The organism is Hyphomonas oceanitis (assembly GCF_036964545.1).
In the GTDB taxonomy this organism is placed as follows: domain Bacteria; phylum Pseudomonadota; class Alphaproteobacteria; order Caulobacterales; family Hyphomonadaceae; genus Hyphomonas; species Hyphomonas oceanitis.
Genome location: NZ_JBALTL010000002.1, coordinates 824,377 through 848,038 on the forward strand (window position 1 = coordinate 824,377; position 23,662 = coordinate 848,038).

General features: G+C 59.4%; 21 protein-coding genes. 5 read left to right on the plus strand and 16 right to left on the minus strand.

The window, feature by feature from the left end; genetic code table 11:
- Nucleotides 1-10: 10 nt before the first annotated feature.
- From trbF to traG, 9 genes are read right to left on the minus strand one after another with little or no spacing between them, the layout of a single operon-like run.
- A complete protein-coding gene (gene trbF, locus V7651_RS08990; protein WP_335612973.1) occupies nt 11-697 on the minus strand; it encodes a conjugal transfer protein TrbF in 687 nt (228 codons plus the stop codon).
- A gap of 1 nt (nt 698) precedes the next feature.
- The gene (gene trbL / locus V7651_RS08995; RefSeq protein ID WP_335612974.1) at nt 699-2,024 is read right to left on the minus strand and encodes a P-type conjugative transfer protein TrbL; all 1,326 of its coding nucleotides are present in this window, start codon (nt 2,022-2,024) and stop codon (nt 699-701) included.
- Nucleotides 2,025-2,028: 4 nt separating this feature from the next.
- A complete protein-coding gene (gene trbJ, locus V7651_RS09000) occupies nt 2,029-2,754 on the minus strand; it encodes a P-type conjugative transfer protein TrbJ (RefSeq protein ID WP_335612975.1) in 726 nt (241 codons plus the stop codon).
- Nucleotides 2,739-5,168 carry a conjugal transfer protein TrbE gene (trbE, locus tag V7651_RS09005; RefSeq protein WP_335612976.1) on the minus strand — a complete coding sequence of 810 codons (2,430 nt, stop codon included), beginning with the start codon at nt 5,166-5,168 and terminating at the stop codon, nt 2,739-2,741. Before trbE ends, trbJ begins: the two co-directional genes overlap by 16 nt.
- Nucleotides 5,162-5,434 carry a VirB3 family type IV secretion system protein gene (locus V7651_RS09010; protein ID WP_335612977.1) on the minus strand — a complete coding sequence of 91 codons (273 nt, stop codon included), beginning with the start codon at nt 5,432-5,434 and terminating at the stop codon, nt 5,162-5,164. The genes trbE and V7651_RS09010 overlap by 7 nt, the downstream gene beginning before the upstream one ends.
- Nucleotides 5,434-5,745 (minus strand): TrbC/VirB2 family type IV secretion system protein, encoded by a 312-nt coding sequence (locus tag V7651_RS09015; RefSeq protein ID WP_290494561.1) that lies wholly within the window; start codon nt 5,743-5,745, stop codon nt 5,434-5,436. The genes V7651_RS09010 and V7651_RS09015 overlap by 1 nt, the downstream gene beginning before the upstream one ends.
- A gap of 5 nt (nt 5,746-5,750) precedes the next feature.
- A complete protein-coding gene (trbB, locus tag V7651_RS09020; protein ID WP_335612978.1) occupies nt 5,751-6,767 on the minus strand; it encodes a P-type conjugative transfer ATPase TrbB in 1,017 nt (338 codons plus the stop codon).
- Complete coding sequence (locus V7651_RS09025; protein ID WP_335612979.1) at nt 6,760-7,221, minus strand: CopG family transcriptional regulator; 462 nt, start codon at nt 7,219-7,221, stop codon at nt 6,760-6,762. The genes trbB and V7651_RS09025 overlap by 8 nt, the downstream gene beginning before the upstream one ends.
- Nucleotides 7,218-9,281 carry an IncP-type conjugal transfer protein TraG gene (traG, locus tag V7651_RS09030; RefSeq protein WP_335612980.1) on the minus strand — a complete coding sequence of 688 codons (2,064 nt, stop codon included), beginning with the start codon at nt 9,279-9,281 and terminating at the stop codon, nt 7,218-7,220. The genes V7651_RS09025 and traG overlap by 4 nt, the downstream gene beginning before the upstream one ends.
- Nucleotides 9,282-9,878: 597 nt before the next feature.
- Here traG and V7651_RS09035 point away from each other — a divergent pair.
- From V7651_RS09035 to V7651_RS09055, 5 genes are read left to right on the plus strand one after another with little or no spacing between them, the layout of a single operon-like run.
- Nucleotides 9,879-11,204, plus strand: a complete 1,326-nt coding sequence (locus V7651_RS09035; protein WP_335612981.1) for a GTPase-associated system all-helical protein GASH — start codon at nt 9,879-9,881, stop codon at nt 11,202-11,204.
- Nucleotides 11,201-12,172 (plus strand): TRAFAC clade GTPase domain-containing protein, encoded by a 972-nt coding sequence (locus V7651_RS09040; protein WP_290482819.1) that lies wholly within the window; start codon nt 11,201-11,203, stop codon nt 12,170-12,172. Before V7651_RS09035 ends, V7651_RS09040 begins: the two co-directional genes overlap by 4 nt.
- The gene (locus V7651_RS09045) at nt 12,169-13,008 is read left to right on the plus strand and encodes a TRAFAC clade GTPase domain-containing protein (protein ID WP_290482818.1); all 840 of its coding nucleotides are present in this window, start codon (nt 12,169-12,171) and stop codon (nt 13,006-13,008) included. The genes V7651_RS09040 and V7651_RS09045 overlap by 4 nt, the downstream gene beginning before the upstream one ends.
- Nucleotides 13,008-15,491: a GAP1-N1 domain-containing protein gene (locus V7651_RS09050; protein WP_290484738.1), complete on the plus strand. Its 2,484-nt coding sequence runs from the start codon at nt 13,008-13,010 to the stop codon at nt 15,489-15,491. The genes V7651_RS09045 and V7651_RS09050 overlap by 1 nt, the downstream gene beginning before the upstream one ends.
- Nucleotides 15,488-16,549, plus strand: a complete 1,062-nt coding sequence (locus V7651_RS09055) for a caspase family protein (protein ID WP_290482814.1) — start codon at nt 15,488-15,490, stop codon at nt 16,547-16,549. The genes V7651_RS09050 and V7651_RS09055 overlap by 4 nt, the downstream gene beginning before the upstream one ends.
- 191 nt (nt 16,550-16,740) lie before the next feature.
- Here the strand turns inward: V7651_RS09055 and V7651_RS09060 are convergent, their stop codons facing one another.
- The 7 genes from V7651_RS09060 to V7651_RS09090 all read right to left on the minus strand — a co-directional run.
- Nucleotides 16,741-18,645 carry a DUF3363 domain-containing protein gene (locus V7651_RS09060; RefSeq protein WP_290482813.1) on the minus strand — a complete coding sequence of 635 codons (1,905 nt, stop codon included), beginning with the start codon at nt 18,643-18,645 and terminating at the stop codon, nt 16,741-16,743.
- Nucleotides 18,642-19,382 (minus strand): S26 family signal peptidase, encoded by a 741-nt coding sequence (locus V7651_RS09065; protein ID WP_335612982.1) that lies wholly within the window; start codon nt 19,380-19,382, stop codon nt 18,642-18,644. Before V7651_RS09065 ends, V7651_RS09060 begins: the two co-directional genes overlap by 4 nt.
- An 81-nt stretch (nt 19,383-19,463) precedes the next feature.
- Nucleotides 19,464-19,679, minus strand: a complete 216-nt coding sequence (locus tag V7651_RS09070) for a helix-turn-helix domain-containing protein (RefSeq protein ID WP_335612983.1) — start codon at nt 19,677-19,679, stop codon at nt 19,464-19,466.
- 244 nt (nt 19,680-19,923) lie between these two features.
- Nucleotides 19,924-20,247, minus strand: coding sequence for a DUF736 domain-containing protein (locus tag V7651_RS09075; RefSeq protein ID WP_034744419.1), 324 nt, complete (start codon nt 20,245-20,247; stop codon nt 19,924-19,926).
- Nucleotides 20,248-20,701: 454 nt separating this feature from the next.
- A complete protein-coding gene (locus tag V7651_RS09080; protein ID WP_335612984.1) occupies nt 20,702-22,720 on the minus strand; it encodes a ParB/RepB/Spo0J family partition protein in 2,019 nt (672 codons plus the stop codon).
- Entirely contained in the window at nt 22,717-23,193 is a 477-nt protein-coding gene (locus tag V7651_RS09085) for a hypothetical protein (protein ID WP_335612985.1), read from the minus strand. Before V7651_RS09085 ends, V7651_RS09080 begins: the two co-directional genes overlap by 4 nt.
- Before the next feature lie 2 nt (nt 23,194-23,195).
- The coding region (locus V7651_RS09090; RefSeq protein ID WP_335612986.1) for an antirestriction protein ArdA at nt 23,196-23,662 on the minus strand (467 nt) is incomplete at its 5' end.

A 23,662-nucleotide genomic window follows, 5' to 3' on the forward strand; every position in this document is an offset into this window, starting at 1 on the left:
GGATATGCTCCTATTGATGGTCTTTCGACCAGTTGAGGCCGTGAACGTAGAGGCCGAGGGGATTGGCCCGGAGGGCCTCTTCGGTGCGGGGCGGATCGATGACGATCGAGAGCACGCCGGTATGGTTCGACTGGCCGGTCTCGGTGCCGTTCCGGTAGGCGGTTTCGCGCCAGCGGACTGTGAAACTGTCATCGGAGGCGCGCACCACGCTCGTCACGTCGACAGACACAGAGCGCCGCCCGAGATCGGCAAACGGATCATTGTCGCGGGCATAGTCGTTGAGCGTGGCTGCCGCCCTGTCGGTCGCGTAGGCATAGGCTTTCAGCCAGTTCTGCCGGACCACGACCGGATCGATGGAGATGGACCGCGTGTTCTTCACAAATTCTGCAAGGTGGAACGCGATCTGCGCATCGGTCGGCTCATAGCGCCCGTCAGCCGGGCCGACGGCGCGCACGGCGCCTTCGCCGGTCAGCTCGACCACGTAAGGCGTGACGAAGGACTGGGTTGAGCGCCAGACAAGGCCGCCCGCCAGCACGAACGAGAGGCCAAGGCTGCCGAGTGCGGCCAGCCGCCAGTTCGCCGCCTGGATCCGGGCTGAACCGATCCGGTCGTCCCAGGCCTGCGCCGCGCGCTGGTAGGGCGTGACCGGTTCCGGTGTCTCGCCATAGCGGGTGGAATTTCGCTTCCAGAGCTTCATGTCAGTCCTCGTCATGTCTGAGTTGTATCGATGTCCCGCCGCCGGGACGGTCGCCGTCGCGCACGGCGGAAGCTGCCATCATGCCGGCGTCCCGGGTCGACTGGTCGCGCCTTATGCGCCTGGCCCAGTCCGGGGAAGAATTGTTCCCATTGGCTGGACTGGCATTGGGCGCACCCGTTCCGCCCGTTGCCGCAAAGGCGGCGCGGGCACCCGCTTGATGACGCTCACTAGGGGTTCCAAAGGCGCGCCGGGCAAAACCTTTCGCGCCAGACGCTGCCGCGCGAATACCTGCGCCTGCGACACCGCTCATGCCCGCGATCGTGGCCCCTGCACCGGTCTTGCCGGAAGCGGCGGCATTCATCTGGTAGGCCGTGCGAGCGCCGCCTGCCATGGACGCCGCTGCGCCGACCGCGCTACGCGCGCCACCTGCGGCCGCTCCAATGCTCGCCTTGGCAAGGCTGCCGCCTGCGACGGTCCCGGCCGCGACGCCAGCTGCCGTACCGATGGCCGCGCCGGCACCAAGCTGCGGCGCGCCGGAGACAAGGCCTGTTGCGATGCCGGGTCCGAACAGGCCGAGGGCGAGAAGCGAGAGGGATCCGAGGATGACGGAGGCAGCCTGTTCAAGGGTCACCTCGTCTGGCTGGAAGGTCGATGTGATGGAGGAGAAGATGGTTGAGCCGATGCCGACGATGATGGCGAGCACCATGAGCTTGATGCCGGAAGCGATGACATTGCCGAGCACTTTTTCGGCAAGGAATGACGTCTTGTTCCAGAGGGCGAACGGGATCAGCACGAACCCGGCCAGGGTCGTCAGCTTGAACTCGATGATCGTGACGAAGAGCTGGATCGCAAGGAAGAAGAAGGCGAGCAGGGTAATGATCCAGGCAAGGAACAGGACAGCGATGATGACAATGTTCTGGAAGAAGGCGATCGGGCCGGTGAGCTTCTCGATCTCGTCGAGCAAGGGCAGCGCCGCATCGAACCCCGTCGCCGCGACGAAGCCGGGTTTCATGATGTCATCGGCCGTGATCGTACCGCCGGTGGCGTTCAGGCCCAGTTGCGCAAAGCTCGTGAACACCACATCCGAGAGAAGGGCAAAATTACCGAGGATGAGCGCGAAGGCCCCGACATAGAGGACCTTCTTCAGGAAGCGCCCGACAATGTCGGTATCCGGCCCCATCGCCCAGAAGAGGCCTGCCAGCGTGATATCGATCGCGATGAGCGCGGAGGTCAGGAACGCGACATCCGGCTGCAACAGCCCGAACCCGCTATCGATATAGGCCGAGAAGGTCGCAACGAACTGGTCGATGACGCCAAGGTCTTCCATCGGCCTAATCCCTCGAATAGGCGACGCCGTCGCCGCGGAAGCGTTTGTGACGGATACGGGCCTGTTCCTCGATGGCAGCCCGGCGGGATTCTTCGAGCGCGACCATCCGGTACTGCGCCGCCATCAATTGCTGCATCTGCATCTGTTGCTCGACGGAAAGCGCGACAAGCTGGTTGCCGGCCTGGAGGACCGACAGGTTGCCTGTGGCCGTCTGGCTCTCGCGGGCTAGGTCGCTCAGCGTCTCGCGCGACTCCGCAATCGAGGTCACGATCCCCGACTGGACCTGGATCGAGGCCCGGAACGCCTCCCGGCTGATCCGCCACTGGTCGGCGGCTTCGACCACGATCTCCTCATTGGAGAGGTTCTCATAGGAGTCCGGGAACGCCTCCTCATACTGGCGCTCGGATTTTTCGACTTCGTAGGTCACTTCGCCAGCTTCACGCATCAGCGTGTCGATGCGCTCAAGCAGGCGTTTCAGATGCTCGATCGAGGCATAGTCGAGGCGTTTCAAATTCTCGGCCTGGTTCACCAGCATCTGCGCTTCGTGCTGGAGTTGCTCGATCTGGTTATTGATCTGATCGAGCGTATTGGTGGCAGTTAGGATGTTCTGAACGAGGTTCGTCGGATCGATCACGACATCGCCAACCCCGAGTAAGGCGTTTGCAGGTGGCACGGCCATCACAAACGTAGAGACCGATCCGAGCAGAAGGGCGATCATTCGGCGGCGCATGGCACATCTCCTTCTGTTCCGATCAGGTCCGCGGCCCAGTGAAGTCCGCGCGCTTCCAGCCAGGCTGGCGCGAAACCGTCCGGACCGACTGCGGCAACAATCTCGGAGATCCGCTTCTGGTCGGCTTTGGAACCGGCGGCGCAGAAGGCGAGCGCCACCGGCCCGAGATCGAGATCGAACAGGCGGTTACCATCCGGACACTGGACGTAATAATCCCGCTTCGGCGTGGCTCGTGCGATGAGTTCGACCTGACGGGCGTTCAGCCCGAACCCTTCATACGTCGCCTGTTGCGACGGCTCCTCGGCACGCGCATTGGCAAGGAAGATGCGGGTCGGCGCGCTTTCGATCAGGCTTGGCGCAATCGCGCTTGCCGCAATGTCCGACAGGCTCTGCGTCGCGAACACGACCGAGACATTCTTCTTGCGCAGCGTCTTCAGCCAGTCGCGCAAGCGCCCCGCAAACATCGGATGATCAAGGAACAGCCAGGCCTCATCGAGAATGAGCAGGGTTGGCTTCCCGTCGAACCGGGCTTCCAGTTTCGCAAACAGGTGCGCGAGCACCGGCGCGGCGAGCCGCTTGTTCTGCATCAATGCGTCCATTTCGAAACAGAGGATGTCTCGACAATCCAGACTGTCTTCTTCGGCGTCGAGCAGAGCGCCATACGGGCCGGTCAGCGTATAGGGTTCCAACGCCTGCCGGAGTTCCGGAGATTGTACCAGCGCCGCAAGACCCGTCAGTGTACGCTGGACAACAGGTGCCGCGCCGAGGCTCTGCAGCGCCGTCCAGACGGCCTGTTTCACCTCAGGCGTGACGGCAACATTCTCCTGAGCGATCAGCCCCAGCACCCAAGCCTGCGCTTCGGCGATCCCGGCTTCGCTATCAATGTCCCGCAAGGGCTGGAACGCAAGGTCGCCGTCGAGGCCGAGGTCGTACCAGGTACCGCCAAGGGCAAGCGTCGCGCAGCGCGCCGAGCCACCCTTGTCGAAGATGAAGACCTGCGCCCGCTCGTAGCGGCGGAACTGCAAGGCGAGGAGCGATAGCAACACCGACTTGCCGGCCCCAGTCGGTCCGACCACCATCATGTGCCCGACATCGCCCTGATGGGTCACCAGCCGGAACGGGGTCGAACTTGCCGAGCGAGCCATCAGGAGCGGCGGGCCGTCCAAATGTGTGTTACGCTCCGGCCCTGCCCAGAGTGCCGACAAGGGGGCCATATGCGCAAGGTTGATCGTGTTCAGTAGCGGCTGGCGGACATTGGCATAGGCTTCACCCGGAAGCGTGCCGAGCCAGGCTTCGACGGCATTGACGCTTTCGGAGACACATGTGAACCCGCGCCCCCGGATCACGCGCTCGACGGCGCGGATCTGGTCTTCCGCGATCGCGGCATCCGCATGCCGGACAGCAATGGAGGTCGTGGAGTATCCGAACGCGACATGGCCAGCCCCTAGCGCCTGCAAAGCTTCATCTGCATCGGCGGCCTGGTTGTCGGCGTCTGAGTTGAAGAGCGTGGCGGGTTCGTTGGTGAGGATTTCGCGGAGGTAGGAAGTCAGCGACCGGCGCTTGGCAAACCAGTTGCGAACATAGGCATTGAGCGTCTTCTCGGCATCCGGCTTGTCCAGCGGCAGGAACCGCGTCACCCAGCGATAGGCAAAGCCGAGCTGGTCGAGGTCTGAGAGCAGTCCCGGTTCGCCGGACGCCGGGAACCCGTTCACGGTGAGAACTTTCAGCGTCTCCTCGCCAAGACGGGGCGAGAGGCCACCCGTCAGCGGGGTGTCGACCAGGAGGGCGTCGAGGCACATCGGTAGCGCAGGTGCCCGTACCATCTGCCGCGTGACTGAAATGCAGGCGTGAAGGTAAGTCAGCGTCTCGTCATCATCCAGGAACCGCGCTTCCGGCATCAAATCCGCCATCATGTCCCGTGCCCGGGAGGTTTCGGTTTCGAAATGCGCTATATGTTCGGACCAGAATGCCGCCGGGGCGTCTGCTGGATCCTCGATGAAGAGCTGTTCGATCCGGGCCGTCCGGTCGGCCGGCGGCATCCAGGTGAGGGTCAGGTAGCAATCTGTCTCGAAATGACGGTCTGCTTCCTCGAACGCTGCGCGGCGTTCCTGGTCCACCAGCCAGGCGGCCGGGTCGCGCCAGGTGCTTTCGGGATAGGTGACGGATGGTCGCCGGTCCGCTTCTATATGCAGCGCCCAACCTGACCCGAACCGGCTGAGGAGATTGTTCATGCGGGCGGTGACAGCGACCAGTTCTTCCGGCGTCGAGCTTTCAAGATCGGGTCCGCGATAGAAACAGCTCCGCTGCAGGCTGCCATCCTTGTTGAGGATGATGCCGGGCGCGATCAGGCAGGCCCATTTAAGATGATCTGCAAGGCAATCTGGACGTTGGCGATATTCACGAAGGTTCAGCATGCGTAATAGCCCCTTGTCCTTATGTGCCGGATCAGCACGTCGGCAAATTGCGGATCGCGCCGGGCGGCGAACACGCAGATGCCCTGCGCCACGATCCAGAAGACGAGACCCACGCCCCAGAGCTGCAGGCCGATACCGAGCGCGGTCGCCAGCGTGCCGTTGACGATGGTCGCAAGCCTTGGCGCGCCCGCGAGCAGGATCGGCGCCGTCAGCGAGCGATGGACCGGCACGCTATAGCCAGGGGGCAGGGGGCGGGTGTCAGCCATCAGAGCGTTGCCCCGCCGCCGAAGGAGAAGAAGGACAGGAAGAACGAGGTGGCGGCAAAGGCGATCGAGAGACCGAACACGATCTGCAAGAGCTTGCGCATGCCGCCGCCACTTTCGCCGAAAGCAAGACCAAGGCCGGTCAGGATGATGACGATCGTCGCAAGGATCTTCGCGACCGGGCCCTCGATGGAGTCGAGGATCGATTGCAGCGGCGCTTCCCAGGGCATGCCGGAGCCTGCCGCATGGGCCGGGAAGGTGAGCGCAACGGCAAAAGCCGTCAGGCTCAGGGCTTTGATTAGTCTGTCGTTCATTGGAATTACGTCCTTTCTGGAGCGGTGGAGAGAAGCGGTTCGGAAAAGGGCAGGCTCGGCAGGACGAGCTGCAGGTCGGGCTGGACGGGCATGAGGTCATAGCCGCCGCGTCCGAGCCCGTTCATGCGCGCGACTGTCTCGACGCGGTGGATCCCGGCGCGCCGGGAAATGTAGACGACGCAGTCAATCGTCTCGGCGATGAGATCGTGCGGCACCTGGGCGGAGGTCTCACCGATCAGCTGTTCTAGCCGGGAAAGGCCGCCAAGGGCCGAGTTGGCATGCAGGGTGGCGATGCCACCCGGATGGCCGGTATTCCAGGCCTTCAGCATGTCGAGCGCTTCGGCGCCGCGCACCTCGCCAATGATGATCCGGTCGGGACGAAGCCGCAGGGTCGAGCGGACAAGGTCTGCGAGCGTCACCGATCCCGGCTGGGTCCGCAGTTGCACCGTATCGCGCGCCGTCGAAACAAGTTCGCGCGTGTCTTCGAGGATGACCAGCCGGTCGCCGGTCAGGGCGATTTCGGCAAGGAGGGCATTGGCGAGTGTTGTCTTGCCGGAGCCTGTGCCGCCGATCACGAGAATGTTCTCGCGGTCCCGCACGGCCTGCTGCAAGGCTTCGGCGTGATGAGGTGCCATGACGCCCGAGGCGACATACTCACCCAAAGCAATCACCCGCCCGGCAGGCTTGCGGATCGAGAAACAGGGCCCGGGCGATACGGGCGGCAGAACGCCTTCGAACCGTTCCCCGCCCAAAGGCAGCTCAGCCGACACGATGGGCGAGGCCGCATCGACCCGGCGGCCCATATGGCTGGCAACCAGCCGGATCACGCGTTCAGTATCGGCAGGTAAAACAACGGATCCGGACTCGGTCCGGCCAGACCCATGCCGTTCGACCCAGAGCCTGCCATCGGGATTGATCATGATCTCGACGACGGACGGATCCTCCAGCGCCGCCACGATCTCGGTTCCCAGCGCTGTCACCAGCATGGCGCGGGTGCGTGTCAGACTCTCAACCTCACGCATCGGCCCGCTCCCCATTCAAATGCTCAGGGTGGGTTTCAAGGGGAGCTGCTTCTGCCGTCACGTCCTCGACGGCGTTCTGGAGAATGCGCTGCCCGGAGCGGAGGGCCTCGGCGACCTGCCGGACGAAGAGGTCAAACCGCATGTCGCCCTTGGCGCGGGCTGCCTCAACCTGGTTGGCAGGCACCGGCGGTGTCACCGTCAGGAAATAGTGCACGAAGGTCGCGAGCGTTTCGGCAAGGACGAGATTGTCCCGCTCGATCCGCCCGAACTGGCGCGTCAGCCGGTCGAGCCGGCGATTGATCGCGGCTTCGCGCTTATTGTCGGACTCGCCTGCCCGGTAGGCCGTAACAGCCCCGTCGATGATTGTGCTTTCTGACAGGCCCGGGCGTTTCGCCATGGCCTTCAGCCAGTGAAAATTCTCGGGCGAGATATAGGGCTGGATGCGGGGTTTCATTCGCCATTCCCCGTGAGATCAATGCCGGTCGCCTGTTCGAGACTGTCGGCCTGCACAAGCGCATCGAAGAGACTGGGCTGAGGGGCGCCGCGAGACCGTGCCCGGGACCTGCCCGACTTTGCAGGCGAGGCAATCCGCGCACGATCCTCGGCCGCATCCCGCGCCTTCTGAGGCCCAAGGCCCTCGACTTCAGGCTCGAGCTCGGCGGCCTGCATCAGGCCTTCATGGATCGACCGGACTTCGCTGCCCCAGTCATTGCCCCGCTCGTCCGGAATGCAGGTTGCGAAATCCGGAGCCGCCTTCAGCCGCTCGGTGAAGTTCTGATCCTCATAGTAGCGGAGCTTCAGCGCCCGCACGGGCGGGGAGCCTGCAACAAGGACAAGTTCCTGGTCTGCCGGCAGCTGCATCACTTCACCGGGGGTGAGCAGCTGGCGGGCGGTTTCCTGACGCGAAACCATCTTGTGCGACAGCCAGGGCGCGAGCCGGTGGCCGGCATAGTTCTTCATCGCCCGTTGTTCAGTCTTGGTGCCGAGTGCATCGGAGATACGCTTGGCGGTGCGTTCGTCATTGGTCGCGAACGCGACCCGCACATGGCAATTGTCGAGGATCGCATTCGAAGGGCCATAGGCCTTTTCAATCTGGTTGAGTGATTGCGCGATCAGGAAGGCCTTGAGGCCATAGCCGGCCATGTAGGCAAGTGCGCTTTCGAAGAAGTCGAGCCGGCCAAGGGCAGGGAACTCGTCCAGCATGAACAGGACACGCCGGCGGGATTTGGGTTCAGCCAGCGTAATCACAGGCGACACGAGCCCGCAGATCCGGAGTACATTTGCCGCAAGCGATTTGCCCCGCAAGAAGGTGGACGGACGAACCTCAAGGTGTTCGGTCAGGCGCCGACCGACCTGGTTCAGGATGAGGCGCATCAAGGGTTTTGTGCGCGACAGGTCCGAGGGCGGCACGACAAGGTAAAGCGACAGGGGGCGATCCCCGGACACAAGATCGTCGATCCGGAAATCGCTGCGTGAGGTTACTTCTGCGACAACGGGATCGCGATAAAGTGAAAGGAACCTCAAAGCCGTCGAGAGTACACCCGAAAGCTCGTTCTCCGACTGGTTCATCAGTTCACGGGCCGTCTCGGCGACGACGGGATGAACCTTGGGCGCTTCGCTCGTGCCGAGGTGGTTTGTCCGGAGCATGATCGACAGCGTCGTGCGGAATGTCCGGTCGGGATCTGCAAGGAAGCTCGCCACACGCGCCAGCGTCTTCTCACGCTCGGCATAGAGGACATGCAGGATAACCCCGACGAGCAGCGAGTTCGCCTTGTCGACCCAGTGCCCGAGATCGCCAAGCTTGCCCTGCGGGTCGACGAGAATGTCGGCAATGTTCTGGACATCGCGCACTTCGCAATGCCCGCGCCGGACTTCCATGAGGGGATTGAAGTGGGCCGAGGCGACATCGGTCGGATCGAACCGCACACAATGGGAAAACTCTGAGCGCCAGCCGGAGGTCAGCTGCCAATTCTCGCCCTTGATGTCATGCACCAGCACCGAATGCGGCCAGGAGAGGAGTGTTGGCACGACAAGCCCTACACCTTTGCCGGACCGTGTCGGGGCAAACGCCATGACATGGTCCGGTCCGTCATGGCGGAGGTAAGAACCCGTTGCCTGACCTAGGAACACACCGGAAGGTTTGAGCAAGCCGGGCTTGCGCAAATCCTTGCTTTCCGCCCAGCGCGCTGAGCCGAAAGTCGAGACCCGCTTGTCCCAGCGTGCGCGGAGGATCGATCCCGTCACCGCAATCACGATGGCCGCGACACCGCCCGAACCGGCGATCAGTCCGCCCCGGTCGAACACATCCGGCGCATAGGCATCGAATGAGTACCACCACCCGAAGAATGCCCAAGGCACATAGACCGGCATGTCGAGGATGACGAAGAGTGGCTCGCCCAAACGGGGCGACCAGCCCAGCGACAAGGCTGTCCACTGGGTTGCGCACCAGAGCGCCACCAGGACGACGAGCGATACCAGGATGATCTGCCAGAAGAGGTTCGTGCCATGTTTCATGACGCAGAACCTGACCAATCATCGCCTCACGCTCCAGAGAGGGAATTGGGGGAAATCAGGGGGGTATTCTGAAGTTTTGGGAACGGCAGGGTGACAGACGTGAAGTTGCGGGAAGAATTTGCGGGATTTTTTCTGCTCGTCGAAGATTTTGAGTCGTGGAGCGAATTGAGGCAACTCATTAGAAATACTCTGACGGATCGTGCGACGTGGATGCTCCGTTTGCTTCGGAGAACGTTGTCTGGCACTGAAGTTTGGTTGGCAATCTTTTGGGTTCAGCGAACTCACAGAACGAATGTGGGGCGAATTAGCAGCCTACCGACTGCGATCAGAAAGGTGTGAGTTGCTGAACTCTACGGGTCGCGCCGTGGCACATTATCTCGGCTACGTCGCTGGTAGATTGTGATCATTCAGACTAAATTCAACCTTTAGCTTTGCCAGAAGGACTTAGACGCGTACCGAATATTCAATAGATTCAAACTGCTGATTCTTATGCGTGGGGCAATTGATCGTGAGAGAAAGCAACGAAATTACAATGAGAGAGTAAGATATCGGCGTGCTATTCAAAAATGCAAAATAATCATGACACAGGGGGCTTTTGTGGCTGACCGAATTCTCGAAACATTTCTGGACGCGGGACTCTTGGAGCTTGGCGGAAATGACGCTTGGTTTGAGCACATATCCGCAGCGGCCGACAAGCTGGCGGTTCATATCGGCGCACACCCCGAACAATTGGCGGCATTCGTATATTCGGCCGTCGACCCTCGGGAACGGCTTGGAGACCCCTCCCGTGCAATGGCGCAGGAAACGCTGAAAAGCGTTTGGCGGACTTATTCCTCTGTCACGATGGGGTCGCTTGACTTGGTGTTTCGAGGGATCATCCTCGACGCGGTAATACAGAACGCAAAGCGAGACGATCAAATTCGGCTCGGCGTTACACTCCTACTATCGAGTGCTCTGCCACACATGTCGCTTGGGGAAGAAGCCGAGGTCTGGCAGAAAACAGTCTCTGAATTGCTTTCAGCCGTCGAGGCTGAGGCCGAGGCGCGCTGGTCAGTTCCGAGCGCCATCGCGCTTGCTCCTATGGTCGCAGTCAAACCACCCGAGATAAAAGGCAAATTGGGTGCCATCAAAATCGACGAAGCCGCTTTGCTGAAGGGGCTCGAAAAGGCTGCAGGACCGAATAACAAGGCCGGTGAGGAAACTGGCGGCAATCCTCATGCGCCGAACGCTGGCGCAACTTGGTCGAATGAATTTGTTCCACTGGCGACAGAAGCAATCGCGACAGCGGTTAAGAGAGCCGCAGGCGAGCGGGTCTACAATTTGGCATCGGATGAAATCTTTGGCGCAATCAGTACAATGGTTACCGCTTATGTCAGTGCAGCGATAAATCAAACCGCGGCTGCATCCCATGGTGTCGAACTGCGATCTAGGCTGCTTTGGTGGAAGGAGGCTAAGATTTCGCCGAGTGCCCGGAAAGAATATCGATTGATCGACCGCAAAGTGGCGCCTGGTTTAATGGCCCTGGACTATCAATCCATGCTTCCGGCGCTCGCGCCTGCCAGTGTTGTAGCCTTTTTGCGAGAATCGGTTCGTACCCTTTCGGGTGAGAACGAAACGACTTCACTGGGCGATTTTCTTGCCGCGATGTCAGAGGCCGATGAAATAGTTCCATTCAAGAGTTCGCAACCAGATCAAACAGCCAACTTAAGACCATTGGGCGCTCTTGTCCTGGAGGGGGCAACTCGCCCAGAACTCATCTCCGAGCGGACCGTCTTCCAAGGAACCCTGAAATTAGATCCGGCAGCCTTCGCTTCGCTTTTGTTCCTTGAATTCCAAGCCTTGAAAGCGATTCAACATGTCACGCCGGTGTCTCCCCCTGACGAGGCCGGAACAGCCGGAAAAGTGACGGGCGCCGCCAAATGAGTTTGTCCGATAACCAAACTTGCAAGCAAGACGACTGCTTTGTTCCCCAAACGTCGTGCGCGAAAGGCCATATGGATCCTTCGAAATGTCCGCACTTTGTGGCACCCAATGCAATCGTGGCAATGGGAGCGTTTCGTACTGAGGATGATGAACTTTTCCCATGGACTGGACGTCCACTTGGCCTCATCGATCTTCGCTTCGTCTCGGCGACACGTCGCCCGCACCTTGTAGGAATTGCCGGTGCAGCTGACGCTGGAAAAACGACGCTTCTCTGTCTTCTTTTTCTGGCCATCTATCGCGGGCGCCGTATCGGTCCTCATACGTTTTCTGGCTCATTTACTCTACAGGGCTGGGAGAACATCGCGCGTCATTTGCAATTGAATGCAGGAGAAACCATCAAATTTCCACCGCATACATCCCAGAACGGGCGAGTACCTGGCCTTTTGCATTTGGGGCTTTCTGACGATGATCGGAACCGCATGGATGTGCTTTTGGCCGACGCTTCAGGGGAGTGGTTTTCTGCATGGACTGACAAGCCGACATCGGAAAAAGCGGCCGGCGCTCGCTGGACAGCGGACCATTCTGACAAACTGCTTATCGCCGCAGACACCGACGCCTTGATGGGAAAGAAGGGTGGGGTTTCTCGCCGGGAGCTGGAGTTTTTAATCAGGAGAATTGCCAGCGATTCTGGCACCGAAGGTGTGGCGCTGGTATGGACCAAGAATGATCTCCCGCGAGACGCAGAATTGTCAAATACGATCGAAGACCTATTCCGATCCTGTTTCAAGGATGGGCCAGTGTTCGCGATTGGCGTCCCAGAGCAAGAAAATCCTGACCCTGACAAGACACTGCAAGAGTTGGAGGTGATTTTCTCTTGGGCTTTCGAGCCCCGGAGCCGTACCATTTCTCTGACGAGGCCTGACCACGCCGCATTCGATCCCTTCATGGCATATCGAGACGCATCATGACTGAGCGTTCCGCTTCAATTCTTCTGATCGGTGAGTCCGATGTCGGCAAGACGCATTTCGGCGCTCAGCTTCTGAGGCGTCTCAATAGCGGTCTTGGAACGATGGAACTCATCAATAGCGACAATCTTCAGCCTTTCCGCGAAACCATGGACCAGATCAGCCAGGGTTTGGCGGGACGCCACACTCCAAGAAGCGAGTCGTCGACAAGTCGCTGGACTATAAGACGCAAATCTGATGACGCGCGTTTCACCCTTGAATGGCCCGATTATGGCGGTGAGCAAATAAGCGCTATGGTCGCGGAACGGCGCATGCCGATTGCATGGCGCGAGAAGATTGAATCGACCTCTGCATGGGTCTTTATGGTTCGAGCCAGCCGCGTGCGCTTGCCAGAAGATGTCCTTACGCGTCAGGTCAGATTGCCTGCCGAAGATGATGAAACTGAAAGTGTTCTATCCGCTCAATCGCGCCTTGTCGAAACGCTGCAGATGCTTCGTTTCAAGGTCGCCGCCTATTCGGAGGCATGGACCAACCCGCCACCTATATGTGTGATCTTGTCTTGTTATGATGAATTGAAAACGGACCTCTCTCCCGCTGAGTACTCGCGCCTGAAATTGCCGCTCCTTGACGCTTACTTGCGTACAAATTGGAGTTCAGAAGACCTGCGAATTTTCGGCGTCTCGCCACTTGGTCAAGCGCTAAGCGATTCCGAGCCAGATGCTGATTTCGTCGCCAAGGGGCCCGATAAGATGGGTTATGTTCTTGATGAAGACGGCGCCCAATCCGGGGATTTGCTGTCACCGGTAGAATGGGTACTTAACGCTGCTAGGCGCAGTTAGTGGTTAAACCGATGCCCTTGGTTGTTGACGAAATTTTCGTCGGAGAACGTGATCGAGGGATGAATGTGTTGTCATCGAGTGTCTCTGACGCACAATCGCAAAGCCTCGCACACTACCTTGACCTTCCGGGCCAACCACCACAAGGCTACGTGCTGACAAGCTATGTTTCAGGCGCTTTGATCGGGAATAGCTATGTCGTCGCGCGCACGAGCTCTGACCCCAGCGCCGAGAGAAACGGCATGGTTTTCAGTCATGCAATTGTTGTCGCAAAAGACGACATCGAGGCATTTGCGGATTTACGGGCGATCTTTGGCCATCTGCAGAAAGCGCGAAGCTCGCCGCTACTCGCTGAACGTCGAATGATCAGTGCGACCGGTAGGGTTGAGGAACCTCCACCAGGCCCCTTTTCCGATATGGTGACTGTGCCTTCGAAGTTTCCTGCCATTACGGTCGACGACGCGCGGTTTGAGAATCTTATCATACGCCTCTGGGCCAAGCTTCCGCCAGCTATGCGCAGTGAGCTTAGGTTCGGCTTGAGTTTTGGGCCGGACGAAGCGCAAAGTCAGGGCCTGCAAATCGCCTTGGTTCCTGCTTCGCTTGAGATGCTCTGGCCGCTTGAGAGGCGGATCGATGCGACATACGATCAGTCTCCGGCCCGAACCGCGGCGGGGCGGTACCTGTCAAGCGGGTCTAGCGGGAAACTCGAAGCACATATCGAAGATCTCAACATCCATTCGATCAGCCTGTCAAAAATCGCACTACTTGGACGATCATGCGAGATCGCAGAAAAGACAAGTGTGTCCTTCAGCGACGCTGTTGCAGCCTTGCGCGTAGTAGGGGTGTTGCAGCCTGATCCGGACAAAGGAACGTCAGTGAAGCGTAAGATCTTGGACGCCGTCTTGTCTCGTCCAGGTCCGGCTGCACTAGAACACATTATGGCCATACGGAATGTGAATTGGGCGCCATTCAATCTGGCTTTGGATCAACCCGAAGAACTTGAAATGTCCTTCGCAAATCGAATGGCGAGCATCGGCCCTCAGGATGATGTATGCGAACTTCTCGTGGCGATGTTTGATGCAGAAGCAGCGACCAGGGAATGGCGGCGGGCAGGCATTGGCGTGCTAGGCGCGATGACCAAAAATATGGCGATCAAACTAGCTCCCCACATATGGACTTTGCTTGTCACCAATACTGAGATTGGAGTGATGGTCCTCGGCGAAGCTCCTACGGCTCTCCTTGATCTTGCGATGTCGCAAACGCCACCAACAATCGCGGGCAAGGCAATTGAGCAGCTCTCTCCTTTGCTTGCCAGAGCTCGCTTCCACAAGTCCGAAGCGCAACTTCTGCTTCTCAGTCACCCTAAGAACATACTTGCGGCTCTTGAGGAGGCCTGCGGCCGGGATCATTCTGTGTACGGCGACACCGCTATCGAATATTGTCTGTTAGCTTTGCCAGACGAAGTTATTGTCACTAGCGCGACGAGTCTGGACAATGACCTGGTCATTGAAGCAGGCGCTAAGGTGGTCGCGAAGGATCCGAGTTTTCTTTTTCGCCACGATATTTCCAAATCACAAGTTCAAACCCTTTGGCATCGAAGTTTGCTTAAGAGCCAACTAGCGTGGCAAATCGCGCCAGATATATCTTCGATACAGGACCGCTTGTTCAAAGCCATCTCGGGTGCTGGGGTGAATGCAGGTTTGCTGACGATTCTCATGTCGACGCCGCTCGGAGATTGGTGCGCTTTCGAATGCAGAGCACAGGTCTGGGGCCTGTTGCCGTCCACCTGCAGATCATCAGCACTGTCGGAGACCGCTGCCAGCTGGATCGCTAGCTACCCAGCCAATGTCGGAAACCCAGCATTCTTCACACCGGAAATGCCGCTTGCAGAGTCTATTGCAGATGATTCGCAGAGTCATAAATTGTTGGCGGCGCTCAAGGCAGGGACATTTGAAGCCGCGTTGGATACCTTTCTTGGCAACCACGCATTGCCGATGGGATTGTTTATTGACACCTTCAAGGCCTTCCTAGGGGCTGGGCGAACACCGGATGGAGTAGAGTTGGAGCGAGCGGGGCGGCTCGCCGTTGCGCGCAACTGGCGTACTGCGTCACGCACGTTTGGCTACACGTTCGGTGTTCCGCGCTTGAAACCCTATTTCGTTGTCTGTAGCGACCATCTGGATTCCTGGACGCGCTTTTCAAACGGGTTATGGCGACCGAGCCAAGAAGACCTATTAATCCTTCTTCTTGAAGTAGTGTGCGAGCTCTACCCTAATGGACCGACACAAGCGGATGTTTGGGAGCAGGCGGGCGGGGACCTTTCACGCCTGAGTACACACGGCTCTGGCCGGAATCAGTGGCGAGAGGCACTTCGCTTCGCAAGATTTGGGGGTGAGATAAGCTTGCGAGACCTTCTAAACGCTATGTTGGCTGATTATCCCCTCAACTCTCGGCTGCAGCAAATTTCAGGGGTGATTGGTCAATGAACTATCGAGAGTTTCGTGGACACGCACTAATTGTTACGGTCGACTCGAATATCGACCCGGCATTCAAAGACCTTGGCAAGGCGGTGATCGCAGATGGAGACGCCGTTAGGGCCATCCTCATAGACCCCGGCCTTTGCGGATATGCTGACAAAAATGTCGTTCGCTTATCGGGTGCCGACGCATCGCTACAAGCCATCAAAGACACCCTAGAGAAAATGTCTGCAATCATCGAAGAGGACGACCCGTTTTTTCTATTCTATTCTGGTCACGGAGATGTTGGTGCGGGCGGCGCATTTTTGGCTCCTGTTGATGCCGTCCCAACTCAGGGCACTGGGCTGCTTACTTCCCAATTGCTTGCGGAAGCGCTGCTTAAGGTCCGATCCAAAAGAAAGCTTATTGCTATTGATGCCTGTTGTTCCGGAGGCATTGACCTTACTGGTGCACGCGCCAAGAGCTCGAAATGGCTGGGCAATGCACTGCTCGACGAAATGGAAGATGGGGAGGGGATCGTTGTTATTGCGTCTAGCCGAAGCTCTGAATCTTCGATGATCCTTGGCGGTGATTCGACCAGCCTTTTTACTAAGCATCTGGTCGCGGGGTTTCGCGGCGCTGGTGGTCACGATGAAGGCGGCTTTATTCGCGTGTTCGACTTGTTCAACTATGTCGCCGTAAGTGTTAGAGCAGAATGGCCTAGTCAGGCCCCGGTCTATGCCGCTCATCATCAAGACTCTAATTTTGCCGTGGCTTATTGCGAAGCAGTGGAAAAGCGCATTCGACCTAAATCGTTGCATTCCGAAATAGCTCATATGACGAAAGCAGACTCTCTAGTGGAGCTATTCTGCGTTCTTTATCCGCTAGGCCCAACAGATCAGGAACTCTGGGTGCGTGCAGGCGGCGACATCTCTAGACTGGTCTTGTCAGGAACGGGACGAATACAATGGGTTCGCGCGTTGAGGCAGATCGATCGCGGATTGAGCGTTTCTATCCCTGACATCATCAACGTTGCATTTGAGGATTATCCGAAGAATCGAAATCTCGAAATGCTGCGGGATGGTTGATGTCCAATTCAACTGGGCGCCCTGCCTCAGTGGCTGCGACCCTCACCACCTCAAGCCCGTCGCTTGCTGGAACTGCTCAATTCTTCTGAGCCCTGACTTTAGTCAGAATTACGATCCGAAAAGACATTTGTCTAAGATTGTGCAGTGCCTACAGAGTAGATTTATGCAATACGATTGCTCGTGGCGTTGGGTTACTCTCCTATCCCAACCCCACGCCCAAGCGCCCAAGAAATTCGCCCCCCGCGCACGACCCCCGACACGGCCATCCCGCGCCGCTGCTCCAGCACCTGCCGCCAGGGCACAATCGTAAAATCCCTCTGCCGCTCAATCACCGCAAACTTCCCGCTCACTCGCGACACCGGCTCGCGATAAGTACCATTCACGTGACCTCGATCCGGAGCCGGCGAATACGGTTTCCCGATCTCTTCGCTCAGCGTCCGGCCGGCATGCATAAGATCTCGCTTCAGTAACTCAGTTCTCTGCGCGGCAGACAAGCCAACGCCAGCCTCTACCATTATTCCAATCCCCGCCATGAACGTCCGTCGCTTCACCTGCGCTTCAGCCACCTCCCGCCCAAATCCGAGCGGCACGCTGGACGGGGCAGGCACATCATCCAACCACGTCACGCCGAGCGCCGTTTCCTGTACTCTTAGGCCCAGCTCTGAGCGAACCAACACCTGCGCCGCTCGGAACCGCGCCTGACTCCGCTCGTACGCTTTCGTCCTGTCCAGATAGTCTGATGGAATCTTCCAGTCTGCATCGGCTGTCCGCTCGACATGACCTGCTCGTCGCAAGGCCTCCAGCCTTCGCACATGGGCCGCGACAAATTCGGGACCTGATCGCGGATCATCGGCCTGGTGCAGCCCTGCCGAATAGATCCCGCCATTCGCCCGCGCGATCCGCTCAATCGTGACGTCTGACGGCTTTGGCTCAAGGTTCGGCGGCGACACGGTTACAATTGCCCCGCGCTTCAACTCCTCTACCTCGCCAGCGACACCCAGTTCGACAAACACAGCGCGACCATCCAGGCTGTCGATGATGGTGTAGGCTTTGTCATGTGCTTCGCCCGAGAGACCTGCCTGAAGAACCGCGCCTGTCACGCTCCGCCCGTCTGGATCGGACTTATCGAAAATCACATCCGCGTCGATACGCCGGTCGTTGCGTCCAGCGAGCGCACGGTTCATCGTCTTGATGATGTCGTGACGCTCAGAAAGCCCCCGCAAGACATCCCGGAAATTCTCCCGCATCTGCCAGCGTCCGGCGCCGAGTTTCTCGGCAAGCCCAAGACGTTCCAGAGTCCGCAGCCGTGCGGCATGCAAGGTGCGATACTGAGAAGGACTATCCTTCAACCGAAACTCATCTTCGGGGCCGACTTGCCGGGCGATAAAATGGTCGATCTTTGTGACGCGTTCGACAGCAATATCCGATTGAAGTTTTCGCTCCTGCTCGAGCCGGGTTTCCGGGCCAAGCTCCAGCGTGACCAGGTCCTCCGCGCGTTCCCGGATCCCGTGGGAAATGTACGCCCGCGGCATGACAAGATCAGAGCCATCCTCGCGCCGTCCCCGGATGACCAAATGCGCATGCGGCCGACCCGTATCATGGTGCACAGCGCCGACCCATTCGAGCCGCGTCCGCAGATCGGTCTCCATCTGCGAGACCAAGTCGCGAACGAAGGGCTTGAGGTCTGCCATCTCAGTGCCGTCCTCGGGCGAGAAGATGAACCGGAAATGATGCCGGTCATCAGTGATGGATTTGACCAGATCGGACGCGTTGGCATCCTCGCTCATGGCGTCAAAAAGCTTTCCGCGATCCTTCTCCTCAAGCGCGGCGTCTCTTCGGATGTATCCGATATGCGCGGCAAGTGCTGCCACGCTCGATGCCGACATGCGCACAATGCGCGCCTTGACGATCACGCGCCTTTGCCCACCGCGTGGACCGACACGCGGCCGGGCGGGCAGGGCAGTCCTACGAACGCCGCCGGCCGACGACAAGGCCTTCGTCATCCGCGTCAGATAGGTCTTTGCGCGTCCCCCTGATCCGGCCGACCGAATCCTGCCAGGTCTGGGGGTGAAGGGATTGTCCGGCGGCGTGCTCATTCGGCCTGATCCGGGGGAAAACAGGCCAAATTCTGCGAATGGAGCCATGCGAACCTGTTGTCGTCATTGAGCTTTCCATCAGAGGACAGAGCTGTATCCTGAGGCATGGAACCATAAAAATCGATGTGCAGACAAGGCGATATCCCCTCATTGGCTCTATGAGCTTTTATCTTGCAGTCAAATTCGCCATCAAACTGCTCTCGGTCACCAATTTCCGCAGCCAAATCAAGGTCCTTTAGGAGGATCGCCCTACCCAGAATGTCCGCCTTCAAAACAGTTCCGAAATACCGTCCATCAAAAGAGTCCGGAGTGCGGTCGGACAGGAGCAGGACTTCATCCGTTTGAAGCTTCCGACAGGCCGTCCAGGGAGACGGTAGAGTGCGTCCCATACTATCGTCCGATAGCAGGCGGACGGCTGGCGTTCCGTTGATGAGCAACACCCCGTTGACCGCACAAATCGTATCCCCTTCGAGCGCCCGGACGGTCTTGATGACGGGGACACCAGACGGCAAATAACCCCGCTCCGCAGCGAGCCTCGAAGCCGCTTCCGGAAGGTGCGAAACAACTAGATCACCCCTAGAAATCACCTCCAAAGACTTGACGCGATACCAACCCAGCGGCGCGCTTTGGCTCGGATTGTAGAGTAGAAACGGCAGCAAAATCCCGGTCGCGGGAAGGCCTGTCAATGCCACTCCAATCACAGAAATCCCGCTCCAGAATGCTGCACGGAGGCTCATGAATTGCCCCTCCATTTGCCAGGATGCAGCGCTCGATGTCTTATCGAAAGTGTCGCTAAATCCGCCTTTGCGGTAGCAATTTCACGAGCCATTTCCTGATCCCCGAGAGCGGTTCCAGACCGTCGAATAGTCATTCAGGTCATCGACGTGATAGACGACGGTGCCGCCATGTTTCCGGTATTGCGGTCCATTGTTCGACCAGCGCCAGTTTTCCATCGTACGGACCGTGATGCGCAGATAGGCAGCCGCTTCTTTTGTCGTCAGGAAAGGACTTGGGCGTCCTTTTACCTCGTTCATTCCCCGTACCCCGTTTTGCCGGACACAGATCAACGTGGCGGCTTCAACACCTCTGAGAAAGCAAAAGAAAATTCTAATTGGAAGTCACGAAGATATACGGTGTCGCGGCGACACCTCACTTAACCATGCGCAGCGCATATGGCTTCGTGTGGTTATAGATACCCTTCTATCGAGCGATGTAAACACGTCTAAAGCCGCCCCGGAATGATCTCCGGAGCGGCCAGTTTGGCGATGTGTGTGGGGCTTAGTCCCTGGGGTTCCAGAGGATCACGTGGCGGCCTTTCTTGCCCTTGACCGGTGCAAGGTTCGCGTAGATGCGGCGTGGGCCGATCTGCGGATCTGCGAGGGTCAGGGAGACGTATTCGCGTCCCGAGGACTTTGCCTTGCGCATCCAGCCGCCGCCGATTTCGGTGGAGGTCTCACCGGCGAAGATGCGGTAGTCCGGCTGGGCCGCTTCGGCTTTTTCCGCATTCTTCTCGATACGGATGGCGGCTGAGAGGTTCATCATTGCGAGGGCGCCTTCGAAGCCGGTCTTGGTTTCGCTGACATATCCGAGTGCGTTTGCCATGGGGGTCTCCTTTTCGTTTCCGTGGCTGTCTTCGAGGGACACCTTGTCCCCGTCGACGCCGGACCGCCCGGACGGCGCGGAGCGGGTCTGAACCTGCAAGGGCGCAGCAGAGCGGAGCACCGGGCAGGCGCACGAATTTGTCTCGCGAGGAGCCGTAAAGCGGCGGGGAAATTCGTGGGATTGTCCGGTTTCAGGAGCGTTTTGCGTCGTCCAGGTCACACGGCAATAGACGGAGACAAGGTGTCTTTCGGGGCAAGCGGAAGGGCGGAACAGGCCGCTTTGGCAATCGCACGCGGAGGCCATACGAAACTCACAGACGGACGATTTTCCAGAGGCGCATCTGCCGTGATCTGAACCGCGCGCGTGCCGGGCCATCTGGTAAAAGCATGCGGAAAAGCCGCCCGGCACACTGCCGGACGGCTTGCACTTCTATCGACAAGAGAACCGCAATCCGTCAGGCGGCGTCCTGCGCTGCGGCAGGCTGGGCTTCGGGAGTAACGTCGCCTTCATCTGACGTGAACAGGCGGGCGATCCGGGCCCATGCATCTGCTGGCGCCGACCCCGCAGCCTCGACAAGTCGTGTGGGCGGCACCTGCATCCAACCGGGACGCCAGCCCGGATTGGCCTCACACCCTTCGCCTGCGATCCGGTTCCAGATCAGGTCCTTCTGGGCTTTGCCCGTGTCGGTTAGCGCCGCTTTCGCCGTGGAGGGTGATGCGATGTCTGCCACCATGGCATTGATGGCGCGCTTGTCGCGGACGAGATCAAGGAAGGCAGGCTCCGGCTTCCAGTAGGCGGCCATGTCGGTTTCGGTGGCGACGGCAACAGCTTCCACAATCGGGCCGCCCGCTTCCAGCGTATCCGCCATCACAAAGGCGAGGATGCTCATGGTTTCTTTATCGTCCATTCCGAGTAGCGCCGCAAAGACTTCGCTGAGGTGATGGGCGTCGCCATTCGCGCGCAGGGATGACACGCCATGGGCTTCGAACAGGCTGCGAACATGGTCTCCGGCGGCCCGCATTTCTGCGGCGGCGCGGGAGCCATCCACGCTGGCCTGAATGTCTTCCTTCCGGGCGAGGAATTCATGCCGTCTCATATTCCAAAGCGTCGATCCGACCAAGGCATGCGCCACCATTAGCCGGAGGGCGATTCCAGGGTGGGAAAGCAATGTCGCGCGGGCTGCGCCATGGCGGTGCAGGGCAATGTATTGCGCGAGCGGGCCGGACATTTCAGGCTTGGTGTCTGCTGCCTCCGCGTCACCGTCCGGCCTTGCGCGCGTCTCAAGTTTGCGGGCTTCGGTTTGGGTGATGTAGCCCTCATGGAAGGTCACCGTGCCATCGTGCCGGACTTCGACAATCACCTTGCCGCCCTTGGTGCGCGGGCGCTTCACATGCTCCCAGCTGGCAAAATACTTGCCGCGCTCGAGAACATCAACATTGCGCCATCCGGTGTCAATGTAGCTCTCGACCTTGGCTGCCAGCGCTGCCGATTGGGCTTTCCAGAACGCGTCGGTATCGGCGAACACACCTGTCTCGCCGAAGAGGTCAGCGGCCACTTTGCCTTCATAGGCCGACAGGTCAAACAGCGCCTTGTCGGTGGTGATGGTGGCTCCGCCCGTGATCCATGCCTTGCAGGCGCGCCCCATGGGGGCGCGCTCCGTCTCGCTCCTGAACAGGGCGAGCCAGTCGGCCTGCTGGTCCTTCGTGGCGAGCGTGAGCGCGCGGATCGTCTCCGGGTCGATCTCGTCCTTGGCATAGAGGGCGCGGATCGGGCCGGAGAGATTGGCGAGCGCGAGGATGCGGCGGACTTTCAGCTCCGTGACCCCGAAATGCCCGGCAATCTCGTCCACGGTCCGGCCTGACTGGGCCAGTTTCCCGAACGCGTTGTACTGCTCCATTTCCGTGGCAGGCAGCCGCGCGACATTTTCGATGAGTGAGGCCTCGACGGCAGCTGCATCGTCATCGGCTTCCATGATCGCGCACGGTACCATCACGGGCTTGCCGGTCTCGGCCGCGATGACCTGCAAGGCATGGAAGCGTCGGCGTCCCGCGACTACTCCAAAGCCATCGCCTTCGGGCCGCACCAGCAGCGTCTGACGGATACCTTTCTCGCGAATTGAGGGGAGGATATCGGAGACATCCGGGGCCTTGCGTCCATGCCGCATGTTGAGCTTGCTGATATGGAGCTGTTCGATGGGGATCGTTTTCAGTGCGGGCTGTGCCATGGGATGGTCCTCCTGTTCTGGCGGGTAAAGCGAAAGGCCAAGCGCCCATGCCGGGCCTTTCCAGTTGATCGGGGTGAAGGGGAAACCTTCTGCGTCGCGCACCGCGTGCCTGTCGGTTTCGCCCCAGTCATAGTCATGCAGGGCAATCAGCGGCGCGCGGCCATCGACCCAGATTTCAACGACGCGGGACGCCTCAACGACGAGTGTCAGGCGCGGACGTGGACCGAGAATATGCTCCAGCGCGCTCATCCCCGTGACGCCTGTGCAGGTGCAGACGCCATCAGCCGCGTCAGGGCTGTGCGGCCTGCCGCCAAGGCGTCCGGGAGCAATTCGCCCGCGACTTCACTCAGATAGGCATTGTCCGACCCCGGATAATTAGCCTCGATACCCCAGAGGCTGGCTTGTGTTGAGTCCAGTTCCACGCCTTCGCATTCAATCGCGAGCACGATCCCGCAATAGAACCACTCATCCCTGCGCCACGCGTCCATGACAGCTTCGGCCTCGGCTTGTGCCTTCGCCAGCCGCTCGCGGAAATTGTTTCCCGGGCCGATGAAGCCGGGATCATTGATGTAGAGCGACGGCCAGAATCCGTCCTGGCGCTGGTCGGGTGCGTCCATGCAATCGTCACGGACAATCCGCGCGGTGACGCGAAAGCCGTCAATCTCGCAGGCAATGCTGTCACCTTCGCAGACATAGCGGTCAAATCTCTCCCGGAAGGCCATGACTAGCGGCTCCAGAAAATGTGGACTTCATCAAAGCCCGTCTGGAACAACATGATTTCGCCATTCAGCGCCATGTCGCGGGCAAGTGCGGTCCAGTCGATATAGTAGTCGAGTGAGGCCGGAATCTCCGTCCCGCTGTCACGCGTCACTTCCTCGGCAAAGTCTGCGGCGCTGCGGTACTGACCCGCATAGTCCTCGAACGCGGCCTCGGCCTGTGCAAGATCGTCGCCGAAATTGCGGTAGAGTTTCGCACCAAGCGCGCCATGCTCGGCAATGAAGGCCGCCAGCGCGCAGACTGTCTCGAAGCTCGCATATTCAGAAATCGTGCAGCCTTCGAACCCTTCATAGTCATGGATCGACCATTCATCCCCGTCCGGCTCCGGCGACGCCGCCAGCATGGCGCGGACCTTGTCCCTGACCTCATCCGGCGAGGTCGCCTCGATCCAAGCCCCATGCAGATGCCCATTAT